This window comes from Sphingobium boeckii, assembly GCF_014199215.1.
Classification (GTDB): Bacteria; Pseudomonadota; Alphaproteobacteria; order Sphingomonadales; family Sphingomonadaceae; genus Sphingobium_A; species Sphingobium_A boeckii.
The window spans coordinates 1-16457 of the sequence record NZ_JACIJC010000001.1 but is presented as its reverse complement, the minus strand read 5'-3'; the positions used below and the strand labels follow the sequence as shown (position 1 = coordinate 16457).

Annotated in this window: 13 protein-coding genes and 1 tRNA gene; 6 read left to right on the top strand and 8 right to left on the bottom strand. The window is 61.2% G+C overall.

Annotated elements, in window-relative coordinates:
* Window positions 1–35 precede the first annotated feature (35 nt).
* The gene (locus FHS49_RS00070) at window positions 36–707 is read right to left on the bottom strand and encodes a glutathione S-transferase family protein (RefSeq protein WP_184014221.1); all 672 of its coding nucleotides are present in this window, start codon (window positions 705–707) and stop codon (window positions 36–38) included.
* Window positions 708–784: 77 nt separating this feature from the next.
* Window positions 785–1213, bottom strand: a complete 429-nt coding sequence (locus FHS49_RS00065; protein ID WP_184014219.1) for a hypothetical protein — start codon at window positions 1211–1213, stop codon at window positions 785–787.
* Between the two features lie 136 nt (window positions 1214–1349).
* Between FHS49_RS00065 and FHS49_RS00060 the strand changes: the two genes are divergently transcribed.
* Window positions 1350–2192 carry a hypothetical protein gene (locus FHS49_RS00060; protein WP_184014217.1) on the top strand — a complete coding sequence of 281 codons (843 nt, stop codon included), beginning with the start codon at window positions 1350–1352 and terminating at the stop codon, window positions 2190–2192.
* Between the two features lie 99 nt (window positions 2193–2291).
* On the opposite strand, the gene gltB is transcribed toward FHS49_RS00060, so the two are convergent.
* The 5 genes from gltB to FHS49_RS00035 form a co-directional block, all read right to left on the bottom strand.
* Window positions 2292–6821 carry a glutamate synthase large subunit gene (gene gltB, locus FHS49_RS00055; protein WP_184014215.1) on the bottom strand — a complete coding sequence of 1510 codons (4530 nt, stop codon included), beginning with the start codon at window positions 6819–6821 and terminating at the stop codon, window positions 2292–2294.
* Window positions 6818–7582, bottom strand: coding sequence for a DUF2059 domain-containing protein (locus tag FHS49_RS00050; RefSeq protein WP_184014212.1), 765 nt, complete (start codon window positions 7580–7582; stop codon window positions 6818–6820). Before FHS49_RS00050 ends, gltB begins: the two co-directional genes overlap by 4 nt.
* The gene (locus FHS49_RS00045) at window positions 7579–9024 is read right to left on the bottom strand and encodes an NAD(P)-dependent oxidoreductase (protein WP_184014210.1); all 1446 of its coding nucleotides are present in this window, start codon (window positions 9022–9024) and stop codon (window positions 7579–7581) included. The genes FHS49_RS00050 and FHS49_RS00045 overlap by 4 nt, the downstream gene beginning before the upstream one ends.
* 167 nt (window positions 9025–9191) lie before the next feature.
* A complete protein-coding gene (locus FHS49_RS00040) occupies window positions 9192–9992 on the bottom strand; it encodes an undecaprenyl-diphosphate phosphatase (RefSeq protein ID WP_184014208.1) in 801 nt (266 codons plus the stop codon).
* A 33-nt stretch (window positions 9993–10025) separates the two neighbouring features.
* Complete coding sequence (locus tag FHS49_RS00035; protein WP_184014206.1) at window positions 10026–10955, bottom strand: complex I NDUFA9 subunit family protein; 930 nt, start codon at window positions 10953–10955, stop codon at window positions 10026–10028.
* 105 nt (window positions 10956–11060) lie between these two features.
* On the opposite strand from FHS49_RS00035, the gene FHS49_RS00030 reads away from it, so the two are divergent.
* The 4 genes from FHS49_RS00030 to FHS49_RS00015 all read left to right on the top strand — a co-directional run bounded on the left by FHS49_RS00030 (window position 11061) and on the right by FHS49_RS00015 (window position 14725).
* Window positions 11061–11147: transfer RNA gene (locus FHS49_RS00030), tRNA-Leu, on the top strand.
* A gap of 233 nt (window positions 11148–11380) precedes the next feature.
* On the top strand, window positions 11381–12580 hold the full coding sequence (locus FHS49_RS00025; RefSeq protein ID WP_425502665.1) for a tyrosine-type recombinase/integrase: 1200 nt from the start codon (window positions 11381–11383) through the stop codon (window positions 12578–12580).
* Window positions 12581–13071: 491 nt separating this feature from the next.
* Complete coding sequence (locus tag FHS49_RS00020; RefSeq protein WP_184014203.1) at window positions 13072–13680, top strand: DUF6088 family protein; 609 nt, start codon at window positions 13072–13074, stop codon at window positions 13678–13680.
* A complete protein-coding gene (locus FHS49_RS00015) occupies window positions 13673–14725 on the top strand; it encodes a nucleotidyl transferase AbiEii/AbiGii toxin family protein (protein WP_184014201.1) in 1053 nt (350 codons plus the stop codon). Before FHS49_RS00020 ends, FHS49_RS00015 begins: the two co-directional genes overlap by 8 nt.
* A 194-nt stretch (window positions 14726–14919) precedes the next feature.
* Here the strand turns inward: FHS49_RS00015 and FHS49_RS00010 are convergent, their stop codons facing one another.
* Window positions 14920–15129 (bottom strand): helix-turn-helix transcriptional regulator, encoded by a 210-nt coding sequence (locus FHS49_RS00010; RefSeq protein WP_184014199.1) that lies wholly within the window; start codon window positions 15127–15129, stop codon window positions 14920–14922.
* 595 nt (window positions 15130–15724) lie between these two features.
* Between FHS49_RS00010 and FHS49_RS00005 the strand changes: the two genes are divergently transcribed.
* Window positions 15725–16457: ArdC family protein (locus FHS49_RS00005; protein ID WP_184014197.1), on the top strand; the 733-nt coding region annotated here is incomplete at its 3' end.

Genomic DNA, 16457 nt, shown 5'->3' with positions numbered 1-16457 from the left:
CTGAAACAAGTTCAGCATGACGCATGGAGACCGAACTAAAAATCCACCCGGTCATAATGTTCGGGCGGGCTGATCACTTCCATGCGCTCCGAAAGCAAGGGCCGGAAGCTGGGACGCGATTTCAGCCCGGCATACCAGCGCTTCATCGGCTCATGCCCCTTGAAATCGATCCCGCCGAGATAATCCGCCACCGAGATATGCGCCGCCGCGGTCAGATCGGCCAGGCTCAGCGTCGGGCCGGCCAGCCAGCTCCGGTGATCGAGCAGATAATCCAGATAATCGAAATGGCTGTGCGCATTCTTCATTGCCTCGCGCAACATGCTGGCGTCGGGCGTGGCGCGATGCACGAGGCGCTTGCGCATCCGCTCGTGCATCAGCGGCGCCACGACATCGCCATAGAATTGCTGATCAAGCCATGCCACCAGCCGGCGCACTTCGGCGCGGTTAACCGCCGTGCCGCCGATCATCGGCGCTTTATCCACCGTCTCTTCGAAATATTCGCAGATCGCAGACGAATCCATGAACAACAGCCCCTTGGCGGTTTCCGCCATCACCGGGGTTTGCCCGGCGGGATTCATGTCGATGAACTCGTCGCGCCGCTCCCAGGGCGATTCGCGCACCAATTCATAGCCCACGCCCTTCTCGCCCAGCAAAAGCCGGACCTTGCGTGAAAAGGGACAAAGGGGGAATTGAAAGAGCTGCCACATGCGGCGGCGACTTTAGCGGCGCGCGCCGGTGCGTCCACCCTTAGCGGGGGGCAAGCGCGGATTTCTTGCAGGCAATATCAATCGCTCCAGCCGTCATCGCCATCAGCGTGCATTCCGATATCCCCGATGTGGCGTTCCATCTCCGCCACCATGGTCCGCAATTGCGGCATCACCACCGCGAACGCGCCCGCCATCGCGCCCAATTGCCGCGTCGAGCGTTGGGTCTGATCTGCAATCCGGTCTTCGAAATAGGGATCGTCGCGCTCGGCGCGATCGCGCAGCGTATCATCGGGATGCGCGCGCGAATGGGGATCAATCGCGCGCTCCATCGCGCCGATGCGCAGATCGAGGATCGCGGCGAGGGCTGCGGAAACGCCGCTTTCGATGCGGTTCTGCACTGCCGGATCGTTCATGCGATCCGCCACACGCTGCTCCGGCAGAGGTTCACGCGCCAAGGCGGGCGTGGCCATCGACAAGGCGGCAAGCGAGAGAATGAGCAGGCGCATAGCAATCTCCGGCCCCATGAAATGCGGGCAACACGCCATCCGTAAAGAAGCGAGTCTGATCCTTGGCTGAACGCCATTTGCGCTGCCCCGTTCCAGGGCTTAACAAAAAGGCGGATGCGTTATCGGGGGATATGCCATGGGATTGTTCGATTTTCTGCGGCCCAAGACGGTTGCGGTCCCCCCGTCCCTGCCGCCCCGTGCGCCGCGCAGCGATGGTCCGCGCTTTCCCGTTGTGCGCGAACGCATGTTCGATCTGTCGCTTACCCGCAGGCTGGAGGCGCTGTTCCATATTCCGGCGCCGCAGCGCGATGATGGCTGGCATGATGATTTTTTCGATACGATGTGGAATGCCTCGGTGGAATTGGCCGATCCCCAGGAATTCACGGGGCCGGACGGCTTTCGCTATCTCCGGCTGAACGTGCCGCGTCCCGATGCGCCTTTCGAGTCGCAGTCTCTTGCCAATCTGGCACGCATCTGTGTTGAGCGCGGATCGGGTGCCGCGTTTTTCGCGTCTCCCGACGATCCCGCAGATGCCGCGCAATATGTATTCTCGCTGGGCAAGCTCGACAGTCTGCTGCGCTATGATAGCTGGAATGGCGATCCCGTCGACGAGGCCGAGTCCGCCGGCCTGCAGGGCGGACATCGGGCGACGATCTTGACCGAGGCGCATCGCATCATGACCGGCGCGCCGTCGGCAGACTTCCTGCCGCCGCCGGTGGCGCAAGCCTTGGCCGGCTATATGACCGGGACGCTGGGGATCACCGATCCCCGAGTGCAACTTCTGGTGGATGCCAAGCTGCGCCCCACGCGCAATCTGGTGATCGGCATCAGACGCAGCCAGTACGAATCCGAACAGGACGTGGCGGACGCGATGCAGCGGCTGTTCTGGTATATGCCGCCGCTGCGCAGTTTGATGCTGATGCCGGAAGATTGGTCGGAAAGCGATATGACCAGGCTGGCAGATCTGTCGGCCAGGTAGCGCGCTCTTTCTCTAACCGTTTGTCCCGAGCGAGGTCGAGGGACGTTGGAGCCTGGCACTCCGTGTCTCGACGGCGCTCGACACAAACGGAATGAAAATTCACTCAGCCGCCACCATCTCCGCTTCCGCATCGCTCAAGGGGTGGCTGAGGCGCGTGAGCATCTCCTTCGGGCATATCTGCCAGAAAGCGCCCCTGGTCCGGTCCCAGTCATCCAAGATCGCATTGGACCATTTGCTGTCCGTTGCCACCGCATGTTCGGCGATCAGCGCTTTCACGCGCGCTTCCCAATAAGCCGAATCGATCCGCTGCCACACGATGCTGTCCGGATTGGCGCGGCGGGCGAAGGTGCCCGCCTCATCATAGATGAAGGCCATGCCGCCGGTCATGCCAGCGCCGAAATTCTGGCCGACTTCGCCTAGGATCACCGCGGTGCCGCCGGTCATATATTCGCAGCCATTCGCGCCGCAGCCCTCGACCACCACCGTCGCGCCCGAATTGCGCACCGCGAACCGCTCGCCCGCCTGACCCGCGGCGAACAATTTCCCCGAGGTTGCACCGTAAAGCACCGTATTGCCGATGATCGTATTCGCCTTGGAATCGAGCGGCGAGCTGACCATCGGACGCACGGTGATGATCCCGCCAGACAAGCCCTTGCCGACATAATCATTCGCATCGCCGAACACTTCGAGCGTCACGCCCTTGCACAGGAACGCGCCGAGCGATTGCCCTGCCGATCCGCGCAGGCGCACCTGCACATGGCCGTCATTCAGCTTGGACATGCCGAACTTGCGCGTGATCTTGGAGGAGAGGCGCGTTCCCACCGCACGGTGCGTATTGCGCACGGTATAGGTGAGTTGCATCTTCTCGCCGCGCTCGAACACCGCCTGCGCGTCCGCGATCATCTGCGCGTCTAGACTGTCCGGCACTTCGTTACGGAAGCCCTCGATGTTGAAACGCCGCTTGTCGTCGTCGGCATCCACCTTCGCCAGGATCGGGTTGAGATCGAGATCGTCGAGATGCTCCGCGCCGCGGCTGACCTGACGGAGCAGCTCGGTGCGGCCCACGATCTCGTCGAGCGAGCGATAGCCCAGTCGCGCCAGGATCTCGCGCACTTCCTCCGCGATGAAGGTCATCAGATTGATCACCTTCTCTGGCGTGCCGACGAACTTCTGACGAAGCGCATCGTCCTGTGTGCAAACGCCCACCGGGCAGGTGTTCGAATGGCATTGGCGCACCATGATGCAGCCCATGGCCACGAGCGAGAGCGTGCCGATGCCGAATTCCTCGGCACCCAGGATCGCGGCGATGACGATGTCGCGCCCGGTCTTGAGGCCGCCGTCGGTGCGCAGCTTCACGCGGTGACGCAGGCCGTTCAGCGTGAGCACCTGATTGACCTCGGTCAGCCCCATTTCCCATGGTGTGCCTGCATATTTGACCGACGTCTGGGGAGACGCGCCCGTGCCGCCGACATGGCCAGCGACCAGGATCACATCCGCATGAGCCTTGGCGACGCCCGCCGCCACCGTGCCGATGCCGGCGGAGGAGACCAGCTTCACGCAGACCCGCGCGCGCGGATTGATCTGTTTCAGATCATAGATGAGCTGCGCCAGATCCTCGATCGAATAGATGTCGTGATGCGGCGGGGGGGAGATGAGCATCACGCCCGGCGTCGAATGCCGCAGCCGCGCGATCATCTCGGTCACCTTGAAGCCGGGCAATTGTCCGCCCTCGCCGGGCTTGGCGCCCTGCGCGACCTTGATCTCCACCTCTTCGCAGGCGTTCAGATATTCCGCGGTCACGCCGAAGCGGCCCGAGGCGATCTGCTTGATAACTGAGTTGGCATTGTCGCCATTCTCATAGGGCGTGTAGCGGATCGAATCCTCGCCGCCTTCGCCTGACACGGCTTTCGCGCCGATCCGGTTCATCGCGATCGCCAGCGTCTCATGCGCTTCGGGGCTGAGCGCGCCCAGCGACATGCCGGGCGTCACGAATCGCTTGCGGATCTCGGTGATCGCCTCGACGCTGTCGATCGGGATCGCTTCGCGGGCATAATTGAATTCGAGCAGATCGCGCAGATAGACCGGCGGCAGATCGCGCACGCCGCGCGCGAATTGCAGATAAGAGGAATAGCTATCGGTTGCGACCGCATTCTGCAGCAGGTGCATGAGCTGCGCGGAATAAGCGTGAACTTCGCCGCCATGCCGCTGGCGATAGAAGCCGCCGATCGGCAGACTGTTGACCGGCGCGTCATAGGCCGCTTCATGGCGCAGCGCCGCGTTCAGATGGAGCGAGCTATAGCCTTCGCCGGAAATCTTGGCGGGCATACCGGGGAAGAAATCGTTCACCAGCGCGCGCGACAGGCCCACGGCTTCGAAATTATAGCCGCCGCGATAGCTGGAGATCACGGCGATTCCCATTTTGCTCATGATCTTGAGCAAACCGTCGTTCACCGCCTTGCTGTGCCGCTTGAGGCATTCTGCGAGCGAAAGATCGCCAAACAGGCCGCGCGCATGGCGGTCCGCAATCGACGCTTCGGCGAGATAGGCGTTCACCGTGGTGGCGCCGACGCCGATCAGCACGGCGAAATAATGCGTGTCGAGGCATTCCGCGGTGCGGATGTTCACCGATGCGTAGGAGCGCAGCCCCTTGCGCACGAGATGCGTGTGCACGGCGGCCGCCGCCAGCACGCCGGCGATCGCGATGCGGTCGGGGCCGGAGCGCTCGTCGGTCAGGAACAGTTCCGAACGCCCCTCGCGCACGGCCTGTTCGGCCTCCGCGCGGATGCGCTGGATCGCGGCGCGCAGATTCTCCTGCCCGCCGCCGGTGTCGAAGGTGCAATCGATCTCGGCCGCCTGAGACGCGAAATGCGCTTTCAGCCGCGCCCATTGCGCACAGGTGAGCACCGGCGATTCGAGCACGAGCACGCCGTCGCTCTGGGCACCAGTGTCCAGGATGTTGGAGAGATTGCTGAACCGGGTCTTGAGGCTCATCACCTGCGATTCGCGCAGGGAATCGATCGGCGGGTTGGTCACCTGGCTGAAATTCTGGCGGAAGAAATGGCTGATCAGGCGGGGCTTGTCCGAAATGACCGCCAGCGGCGTATCATCGCCCATCGATCCGATCGCTTCCTTGGCGTCTTCCACCATGGGCGACAGGATCAACTCCATATCCTCCATGGTCTGCCCGGCGGCGATCTGGCGCAGCATCAGTTCGCGACGGTCATAAAGCGGCATCGCATCGCCTTGGACAGGCGCGAGATCGTCCAGCGTCAGAAAGTTGCCGATCATCTCCTTATAAGGGCGCTCGGCGGCGATGCGATCCTTGATCCCGCGATCATCATAGAGCGTGCCACTGTCCAGATCGACCGCGATCATCTGGCCCGGCCCGAGGCGACCCTTTTGCAGCACGGTGGATTCAGGCACCACGACCATGCCCGTTTCCGAACCCACGATCAGCAGATTGTCCACGGTGCGCGTGTAGCGCAGCGGGCGGAGCGCATTGCGATCGACGCCCGCGACCACCCAGCGGCCATCGGTCATCGCCAGCGCGGCGGGGCCGTCCCACGGCTCCATCATGGAGGCGAAATATTGGTACATCGCATCGTGCGATGCGGGCATTTCCTCATTGTCCTGCCACGCTTCGGGGACAAGCATCAGCTTGGCGGTCGGCGCGTCGCGGCCCGAACGACAGATCGCTTCGAACACGGCATCGAGCGCGGCGGTATCCGAAGCGCCCGCCGGGATCACGGGCTTGATGTCCTCCGAATGCTCGCCAAAGGCCAACGAGGCCATCTTGATCTCGTGGCTCTTCATCCAGTTCTTATTGCCGCGGATCGTGTTGATCTCGCCATTGTGAGCCAGCGTGCGGAAGGGCTGGGCCAGCCACCATTGCGGGAAAGTGTTGGTCGAATAGCGCTGATGGAACATCGCGACGCGGCTCTCGAACCGTTCGTCCACCAGATCGGGATAGAAGACCGAAAGCGATTCCGCGAGGAACAGACCCTTGTAGATGATCGACCGGCAGGACAGCGAACAGATGTAGAAGCCCGATATCTGGGCTTCGATCACCTTCTTCTCGATCCGGCGGCGGACGAGATAGAGTTCTTTTTCAAACTCGGCGGCGTCCAGATCGTCCGGCATCGGGCCGGCGATCATGATCTGCTCGATTTCCGGGCGCGTTTCCTGCGCCTTGGGTCCGATCACGGAGACGTCCACCGGCACCTGGCGCCAGCCATAGATGGTGTAGCCCGCCTCGATCACTTCGCTTTCCACGATCGTGCGGCAATTCTCCTGCGCGCCCAGATCGGTGCGCGGCAGGAAGATCATGCCCACGGCCAGCCGGTTCGGCATCGGGCGATGGCCCGAATCCGCAATCGCATCATCGAAGAAGCGTGCGGGCAGATCGACATGGATGCCCGCGCCATCGCCGGTCTTGCCATCCGCATCCACAGCGCCGCGATGCCACACCGCCTTCAGCGCATCGATTGCGGAGGCGACCACGCGCCGCGACGCCTTGCCATCGGTCGCCGCCACCAGACCGACGCCACAGGCATCGGATTCCATATCGGGGCGATACATGCCGACTTCGGCGATGCGGGCGCGTTCGGCTTCAGATGCCATGCGGTTCATAGTCCGCTCTCCTGTTCGAATGTGGGGGCGGCCGGCGGATCGCGCAGATCCTTTTCCTTCACGCCCAGCAATTTGGCGAGCTTCGTCCTGTCAGCCTTGCTCAGTTCATCGATCTTGCGCGGCTTGGGCAGGCCGGCGGTGGAGGTTTCCATCGCCTTGATGAACTCGGGCATCCTGGTCATCAGTTCCGGCATCATCGCCGTCATTTCGGTCATCACTTCCGGGTCCATGAACAGCGACATGGATTCGGCGGCATAGGCACCGCCCGTGGGCGTGGAGAAGAAGGCGTTCAATTCGCCAAGCTGCTGCGCGGTGAAGCGACGGGCATAAGCGCGGCTCAGCCCGCTGCGCACGCGCGGCTCCATGCTGGTCATCATATCCGTCATCGAATCCATCATCGCGCGGGTGCCGATCTGCAGACGTTCGCGGAAATGCGGATCGTAGATCACCATCACCTCGGCCAGCGTGGCGTCGCCCAGCGCGGCGATCTGGTCTTCATCCAGATTGCCCATGGCGGCGATGCTGCGCATCGGCAATTTGGCCGCGCCATCCAGCATACCATCCATCATCTTGCTGAGATTCTCGCCCAACATCCTTTTGTAGGTGCCATCGGGAAACACCTTGGCGACGACGACCGTGGCCGCCTCGAGCTGCGCGGGCGCGATAGGGGCCGGAACGAGCACAGCAGGCTGCGCCAAAGCAGGCGTAGTCAAAGCGCATGTCACGGCGAGCAAAGCGGCACGGATCAGTTTCATGGTCATGCGGCCTCCAGCAGCTTGGCGCGTGCCTTGGTCTTCAGGAATTTGTGCATATGATCGGCCACGTCGCGGCCGTCGCGGATCGCCCAGACGACCAGGCTTGCGCCGCGCACGATATCGCCTGCGGCAAACACGCCCTCGATATTGGTCTGCATGGATTTATGATCCACACGCAACGTGCCCCAGCGCGTGACCGAGAGATCGTCCGCGCCGAACATGTGCGGCAAATCTTCCGCATCATAGCCCAGGGCCTTGATCACCAGATCGGCGTCCAAGCGGAATTCGCTGCCGGGATCAGGCTCTGGCGCGCGGCGGCCCGACGCATCGGGCTGGCCCAGCCGCATCTTGGCGGCGCGCACGCCCGATACCTTTTCGGTGCCGTCGAAAGCCTCGGGGGCGGAGAGCCAGACGAAATCGACGCCCTCTTCCTCGGCATTCTTCACCTCATTCTGCGATCCGGGCATATTGGCCTTGTCGCGGCGATAGAGGCATTTGACCGAAGCCGCGCCCTGGCGGATCGCGGTGCGCACGCAATCCATCGCGGTATCCCCGCCGCCGATCACGACCACATTCTTGCCCTCGGCATTCAGGCTGCCATCCTCGAACGCGGGCACGGCGTCGCCAAAGCTCTTGCGGTTCGACGTGATGAGATAGTCGAGCGCCTCGACCACGCCGGGCGCACCGACGCCGGGCGCCTTGATCTCGCGCGGCTTGTAGACTCCCGTCGCGATCAGCAGCGCATCATGCCTGGTGCGCAAGTCTTCAAGCGTGGCATCGCGGCCCACTTCGAAGCCCTCATGGAAGACGATCCCGCCATCCTTCAGGCGCTGCACGCGGCGCATGACCACGGGCTTTTCCAGCTTGAAGCCGGGGATGCCATAGGTCAGCAAGCCGCCCGCGCGGTCATGCCGGTCATAGATGTGCACGTCATAGCCGCCCGCGCGGAGATATTCAGCCGCGGTCAGGCCCGCAGGGCCGGCACCGATGATACCCACCGACTGACCGCGCGGCGCGCCCACATGAAGCGGCTCCACCCAGCCATTTTCCCAGGCGGTGTCGGTGATGAACTTTTCCACCGATCCGATGGTGACCGCGCCATGGCCGGAAAATTCGATCACGCAATTGCCTTCGCACAGGCGGTCTTGCGGACAGATGCGGCCGCAGATTTCGGGCATGGTCGAGGTGCTGTTGGACAGCTCATAAGCCTCGCGCAGCCGGCCTTCGGCGGTTAGCCGCAACCAGTCCGGAATGTGATTGTGCAGCGGGCAATGCACCGAGCAATAAGGCACGCCGCATTGTGAGCAGCGCCCGGCCTGATCCTCCGCCTTCTCCACGGGGAAGCGGTTGGAGATTTCCTGGAAATCCTCGGCGCGAAGAGCAGGTGCACGTTTTTCGGGATAGGATTGATCCCGTGCGACGAATTTCAGCATTGGCGAATCGGCCATGGGATCCCCTTCTCCGGATAGCGGAAAAATCCCATAGCGGAATTTTCCCCGAAGTCACGGGGATTCTGGCATATAAGACAGCTAAACTGACCTATTACGGGCCGGATCGTTGCGCGATCGGGCTGCCAAACCTTATTGCGATTGATTATTAAGTCCGATGCGGTCTTTTATGCCAGCAGGCATGCGATGGCGATCGTGCCGATCACGATCCGATACCAGGCAAAGGGTGCAAAACCATAACGCGATACCACGGCGACGAACGCCTTCACGATCAGCAGCGCCACGATGAAAGCGGTTACGAAGCCGATGGCGATCGCGCCCAGATCGTCCATGCTGAGCAGCGCGCGATCCTTCCACAGCGCATAAGCGGTGGCCGCCGTCATCGTCGGCACGGCCAGAAAGAAGCTGAACTCAGCCGCGGTCTTGCGCTCCACGCCCATCAGCAACGCGCCCATGATCGTCGCGCCAGAGCGGCTGACGCCCGGCACCATCGCCAGGCACTGTACCAGGCCGATGCCGAGCGCGGTCTTGGTGGGGATGGTCTCGGCGCTGTCATAGCGCACATGCTTCACCATCCGCTCGATCACCAGGATAACGACGCCGCCCGCCACGAGCATGAACGCCACGATCATCGGAGTCTGGATCGCCGCGCGGATCGCATCATAGGCCAAAACGCCGATCACCATGGCGGGCAGGAAACCCAGGATGATATTGCGCGTAAAGGCGATCGCACCCGTGTCGCGCACCAGCAGCCCCTTGCCCACATTCCAGAACCGGTCCCAATAGGCCACCAGCACCGCGAGGATCGCCCCGAGTTGGATGGCAATCTTGAATGCAACCGAGGAATCGCCTTCGAAACCCAGCAGCGCGCTGGCCAGGATGAGGTGGCCCGTCGATGACACCGGCAGGAATTCCGTCAGCCCCTCGATGATACCGAGGAGGATATAGGTGAGGATACCGGTGCTCATGAAGGCACGCCTTTATAACAGGAAACGGAGAATTCAGGCGGTCTTGCCGACAGCGCCGAAGCGCCCATGGCGACGATATTGCACCAGCCAGCCCGGCGCGACCGCCGCGAGCGCGGTGGGCATGATGCCCAAGGCTGCAAAGCCGTCCGCGCCGTTCGCTACCACATTGTCGCGCTGGAGCATCAGCCACTGATACCAGGTGATCGGGCCGCCGGGCAGCCGCGCGAGGATTTTCGCAAAAGCGTCCGGCACGGGCACGATGGCGGGCGCGCGGCCCGTCTCGGTGGCGATCCACTGGTTGAGAGCCCCCATGCTCAGGATCTGCGGCCCGCCCAGTTCATAGGTCTTGCCGGTATGGGCTTGCGGATCGAGCAGCGCCTTGACCGCGGCCTGCGCTACATCGCCCACATAGACGGGCTGGAATTTCACATCGCTGCGGATCACGGGCAGCAATGGCATTGCGCGGATCATGCCTGCGAAGCGGTTCACGAACTGATCCTCGCGCCCGAAGATGATCGAGGGGCGCAGGATCGTCGCTGCCGGAAAGGCCTTGCGCACCGCGGCCTCGCCTTCGCCCTTGGAGCGGCCATAAACCGAGGGCGACGCCGGATCGGCCCCGATCGCGGACATGTGCACCATCACGGGCACCCCCGCCGCCGCGGCGGCTTCCGCCACATTGCGCGCGCCGTCCACATGAAGCTTCTGAAAATTGCCCTTGAGCACGCCCACCAGATTGATCACCGCGTCGGCACCCTGCACCGCACGCGCCACGCTGTCCGGCTTGGCGATATCCGCAGCCACGAACTGCGTCTGCCCGAGATTGCCCTGAGGTTTCAGAAACCACGCGCGCTTGGGATCGCGCTCGGCAAAGCGCACCCGCGCGCCTTGGGCCAGCAGCGCCTGCGCTATATAGCGGCCCACAAAGCCGCTGCCGCCAAACATCACCACCAGCCGGTCCATCATACATTCCTAAAAAGTTGTGTGCCCCGCCATGCCAATCCGCGCCTCCGATGACAAGCGGCGTTGACAAGCGCCCCCACCCCACCTATCCGCGCCCACCTACCCCGTGCCCAGATGGCGGAATTGGTAGACGCACCAGCTTCAGGTGCTGGCGCTCGCAAGGGCGTGGAGGTTCGAGTCCTCTTCTGGGCACCATTTGTTCTCTTCAGAACATCCCAAAATCATCGACAAAGTGGCAGAAATCTGCCATTCTGTCCTTGGTTTTGTTTCGTGACGTCCGAGGAGATTTCGGGCCATCTCACAGCAAAACGGGCCATGACGAGGGCCATTGATGGCCCCTCGTTTTTCATGGCCCGTTTGACCGAAGATGGCCTCTAAAAACCCGCCAACGCCAGGAGCCGAAGCCGAATCCAGTGAGGAGAATGGCGGTGGCTCTGAAAGACCTCGATATCCGCGCCCTTCAGGCGGCGGACAAAGTTTATAAGCGGACCGATGATCGTGGTCTCTACCTGGAGGTGCATCCGAGCGGCTCCAAGCTCTGGCGCTACAAATACAGCCATCTGGGAAAGGACAAGCGGATTGCGCTCGGGCGTTATCCGGAAGTCGGACTCGCCGAAGCGAGGCGCAAACGCGATGACGCAAAGAGAAAGCTCCATGAGGGCGTCGATCCTCTCGCCGAACGCAAGCGCGACAAACTCATCGCAATCTACAAGGCGGCAAACACGTTCGGGGAGGTTGCAAAAGAATATATCGATAAGATGGTTGCCGAAGGCCGGGCCGATGCGACAACCACCAAGGCCAATTGGCTTCTGGAGCAGCTCGGGCCAATCGCCAATAATGCGGTGGCGGATTTGAAACCAATCGAAGTGTTAGCGGCGCTCAAGCGCATTGAAGCAAAAGGGAAGCATGAGACGGCGCGCCGGTGTCGATCGTTTTCCAGCCGCGTGTTCCGTTATGCCGTTGCAACCGGCCGCGCGGAAGCCGACCCTACCGCGGTACTGCGCGGCGCGCTCATCACGCCCAAGGCAAAACATCATAGCGCCTTGCTCGAGCCCGACGCGGTCGGTGAACTGTTGAGGGCCATCGATGCCTATAGCGGAAATGTTCTCACGCGAACCGCCATGCAGGTTGCGCCGCATCTCATGGCCCGTCCCGGAGAGCTCAGAAAGGCGGAGTGGTCGGAGATCGACCTCGCCAACGCCGTGTGGAGAATCCCTGCCGAGCGCATGAAGATGCGTCGTCCGCACGAAGTGCCCTTGTCGCGACAGGTGCTGGCCTATCTGGCCGAACTCCGGCCTTTGACGGGGCCTGATGGTTTCGTCTTCCCCGCCTTCCACACCTCGAAGAGACCGCAGAGCGAGAATACGATCAACCAGGCCTTTCGCCGCATGGGTTATGTCGTTGGGGAAATCACCGCGCATGGCTTGCGGACAACAGCGTCCACATTATTGAACGAAAGCGGCAAATGGAGTGCGGATGCGATCGAGCGTTCGCTCGCGCATGCCGACAAGGATCCAATCAGAGGAATCTATAATCGTGGACGCTATTGGGATGAACGTGTCGCTATGCACCAATGGTGGAGCGATTATCTGGATAGCCTGCGCGAAAACGCGACTGCTTGCCGTTAACTGCCAGAACGTCCCACGCGCTGGTCTGCTAAAGTTGCAATTGTCCTCGCCTCGCGTTTCGGCATGGCCCGCTGTCCGTTAGCGGACCAGCACACCCGTGTTGCGACCTCTGCCCTGGTCGCGGGTGAGGATGCCCTTCCTCGCGAGATCTTACCAAACGGTAAGTAATATTCTGTTTGCGGCATCCATCGGCCTTAAACTTACCTATCGGGAAGCTCAGTGTAAGGTATCGGTGCCTAGCTTTCAGGTCCAGGTCAGTTCCACGCTGACGCGAGGGATCGCACCAGGAATGGCCGAGGTTCTGAAAGCTGATTTCCCCGGAGCGGAAGTTCGGTTGTCCGCGAACTTATAATTAATCGCAGAACGTAACAGGCAGGCCTATCCGGAAAGGTCATATTTATCCATAATTTGTAGGCTTCTTAATGAATTTTCGGGGCTATAGGTTGTTAGAAAAATACATGCTATTATCTAACAGATAGGAGCGTATTGAAATGTCTGCTGTAGTCGATCAAATTATGAAGCGTGTGCGGGGGAAAGGGCGTGGCTGGGTCTTCACGCCCAAACATTTCATCGACTTCGGCACGCGCGGATCGGTTGATATGGCGCTGTCTCGCCTGGCCCAGGCCGGCCATATTCGCCGCATCGGTCGCGGACTTTATGACTATCCGCGTCAGCACGAGAAACTTGGCGCCCTCAGCCCCGATCCGGCAAACATCGCGAAAGCTCTCTCCACGCAAAGCGGGGACAGGTTTGCGCCTTCGGGTGCAGCGGCCGCGAACAGCCTTGGAATTTCGACGCAGGTACCGGCCAAGACCAGCTATGCCACGACGGGTCGCTCCCGGGTCAAGAAGGCGGGCGGGCGCAGCCTCACGCTCAGGCATAGCCGCGCACCTGTGATCGACAATGCGCCGGAGTCCGTAAACGCGGTGCTGCAGGCGCTCGCGCATCTGGGAAAGGGCAATATCGATAGCGACAAGATCATGCGCTTCGCGGCTCGCCTCGACGATCGCGATATGAAGATACTCACCCACGCCAGGCCAGAGATGTCGGGATGGATGAGCGATATTGTGCTCAAAATAGGCGCAGCGCGCTATGGATGAGTTCGCGCGCAGGCTGGCCGACGACCGGCGGGCCTATATCGGTGAATCAGCTGCGAGGCGCGACCTGACGCCAGTCATCATCGAGAAGGATTTCTGGGTCTGCTGGACGTTGCGCCGCCTGATGATGTGTGCCGATCTTGCTGGCCATCTGACGTTCAAGGGCGGCACGTCGCTGTCGAAGGCTTATGGTATCATCGAGCGTTTCTCCGAAGATATTGACCTCACCATCAGCCGTTCAGCACCGCTTCTAAAGGATGTCGCCTCACCCATGGACGACGATATCAGCGGTAAAGAACGGGAGCGCCGCATCAAAACGCTCAAGGCCGCAGCGAAAGCCTATGTCGACACGGTCGCGATGCCGACGCTTGCACGGGAGATCGAAGCAGCTCTCGGTACGGTCGACGGCTGGAATCTGACCCTTGATCCCGAGGACAAGGAGGAGCAGACGCTGCTCTTTAACTATCCACGCACCTCAGGCTACGGCTTTGACTATGGCAATAACTATGGCGGCGCGGCGGAGAATGGCTACGTCAAGCCTCGCATAAAACTCGAATTTGGCGCCCGGGGAGACACTGAACCGTTCGAAATGCGGCCAATCATTTCTTACCTTGGAGAAGATTTTCCCCTGGAATTACCCGATGCAGTCGCCGAGGTGTCAACGCTCGCGGTCGAGCGCACATTCTGGGAAAAGATCACCATCCTTCATGCGATCCATCACAATGGAAAGCTGCGCGATGGTATGTCGCGCCACTATTATGATGTGTTGATGCTCGACCAGGCGGGCATCACAAACCAAGCGCTGGCAAGACCGGAACTGCTCGTCCAGGTCGTGCACAACAAGAGCCTCATGTTCGCGGACAAAACGGCGTCCTATGAAACCGCCATTCAGGGCTCACTGCGCCTGATTGTAACGGCCGCGATCCGCGACCAGCTCGAACAAGACTATGGCGCTATGCGTGAAATGTTCATGACCGCCCCGCCTGCCTTCGAGGGTCTTCTGGATGGGCTGACGGCGATCGAGGCGACAATCAACAACATCGCATAGCTTGAGACCACCGCCAAAACGGCGTGAAGGGTCTTACCCTGAATGTCTCTCGCCAATGATCGACGGACGCCTCCCAGGGGGCGTCGCGACGAAATTCAGTTTCTGAGCAATGGAACGACCCGGCCAATCCCACGGGGGCATTGCGACGGCCAGTCGTCAGTGATCGAACGGAATGGACGCAAGGCATGGCCCGATCAGATCAGGTCATCATCGATATGGTAAAACATCGGGTTTTGCATCCAGGCGCTGACGGCTGACTCCCGCCACCCCGCGCAACGGTCGCTGATCTTGAACTGTTTGGGGAAAGTACCGTTGTCGATCTTGCGATAGAGTGTCGCACGGCTCAGGCCCGTGCGATCGAGAACTGTACGAATGCGGATGATGCGATCGTGGTTTTCAGGCATATCAAGAACTCCAGCTATATGAGGACAGTTGGTGCACTCAGCTATATTTGATATCTTGATCGCCTTTCGCAAGATGGTGCCAAAACAGTGCCATTTAACTATGTGATATCTTGGCGTCCCATAGCGTGCTCCGGCGTCCATCAGCGTACACTTAGCGCGTTCAAATTTATTTTTTGGTACCGGAAATGGTGTCGATTTGTCTCAAGGCGTCTCGCTCTGGACCATGACTGCGCATCTCATCTCAAATCTCTGGCATTTGACGTCCGACGGCTTCGCCGATGGCGGTCTATTGCGCTGTCGCTTTGCCGTCTCGTCGGCTTTGCCATGACGATCCCTGACGCGGCCGGTCTTCGGCCAGCCTGAAAGCGGTCAGCGCTGATGCGCTGAATTTGGTTGAAGAGCCCCGGTCAAGCGGTGCGGGCGTCGCTCTTCCTCTAGGCCCGCCGCGGCGTGCCGCAACCTGTGCGCTGCGCTTCAGGTCCTCCTCCTTGTTCCGGTCCTTCGGATGCGTCCCGCCACTGATGGCGGGCCTGCCGGTCTCGCTCTTGCCGCCCACCCCGCCTGCCCGGGGTGCGGTGTGAAGGGAGAAAGAGCCATGGGAAAGACATCAGCATCACATCATCAGACTCCGCGTGTAAGCCTTTACAGCGAGGTGACGCAGCGGATTATATCGGATCTGGAATCCGGGATCGTGCCCTGGGTTCAGCCCTGGGATAGTTCGGCGTGTGCTTGCGGGATGCCGCTCAATGCGAGCACGGAACGCCGCTATTCGGGGATCAATATTCTGATCCTGTGGAGCGCGGTCATTGCGCGGCGCTTTTCCAGCCAGCGCTGGCTCACTTACCGTCAGGCTTTGGCGCTGGGTGGCAATGTCCGGGCTGGAGAGCGTGGCACGATCATCTGCTATACCGATCGCTTCACGCCGAATTCGGAACAGGAACGGGCATCTGATAGCGGTGATGAGGCCCGGCGCTTTGCCTTTCTGAAGCGATTTACCGTCTTCAACGTCGATCAATGCGAGTATCTGCCCGACGATGTGCGGCTGTCACCGCCGCCACGGCCGCATGAAACCATCATCCCTGAAGCCGATGCCCTGATCACTGCCACACAGGCGGATTTCCGGATCGGGGGTAGTGAAGCCTTTTACATGCCCGACCTCGATCTGATCCGCGTGCCGCCACAGGCTGCCTTTGCCGATCCGATCAATTGGTATCGCACGGCTTTCCATGAGTTGGGGCATAATGCCGGGACCCGGATTATGCCGCGCGGTCTCTGGTTGAGGTTGGTTTTCCGGCCATCGGCCGCGCGACGGTTCGGCATAATCAGAG

Bases quoted from the DNA above. Each gene is read 5' to 3' on its own strand.
- FHS49_RS00070 (WP_184014221.1), bottom strand. From the start codon at position 707: ATGTGGCAGCTCTTTCAATTCCCCCTTTGTCCCTTTTCACGCAAGGTC.
- FHS49_RS00060 (WP_184014217.1), top strand. From the start codon at position 1,350: ATGGGATTGTTCGATTTTCTGCGGCCCAAGACGGTTGCGGTCCCCCCG.
- FHS49_RS00020 (WP_184014203.1), top strand. From the start codon at position 13,072: ATGTCTGCTGTAGTCGATCAAATTATGAAGCGTGTGCGGGGGAAAGGG.
- gltB (WP_184014215.1), bottom strand. From the start codon at position 6,821: ATGAACCGCATGGCATCTGAAGCCGAACGCGCCCGCATCGCCGAAGTC.
- FHS49_RS00045 (WP_184014210.1), bottom strand. From the start codon at position 9,024: ATGGCCGATTCGCCAATGCTGAAATTCGTCGCACGGGATCAATCCTAT.
- FHS49_RS00015 (WP_184014201.1), top strand. From the start codon at position 13,673: ATGGATGAGTTCGCGCGCAGGCTGGCCGACGACCGGCGGGCCTATATC.
- FHS49_RS00035 (WP_184014206.1), bottom strand. From the start codon at position 10,955: ATGATGGACCGGCTGGTGGTGATGTTTGGCGGCAGCGGCTTTGTGGGC.
- FHS49_RS00050 (WP_184014212.1), bottom strand. From the start codon at position 7,582: ATGACCATGAAACTGATCCGTGCCGCTTTGCTCGCCGTGACATGCGCT.
- FHS49_RS00040 (WP_184014208.1), bottom strand. From the start codon at position 9,992: ATGAGCACCGGTATCCTCACCTATATCCTCCTCGGTATCATCGAGGGG.
- FHS49_RS00010 (WP_184014199.1), bottom strand. From the start codon at position 15,129: ATGCCTGAAAACCACGATCGCATCATCCGCATTCGTACAGTTCTCGAT.
- FHS49_RS00065 (WP_184014219.1), bottom strand. From the start codon at position 1,213: ATGCGCCTGCTCATTCTCTCGCTTGCCGCCTTGTCGATGGCCACGCCC.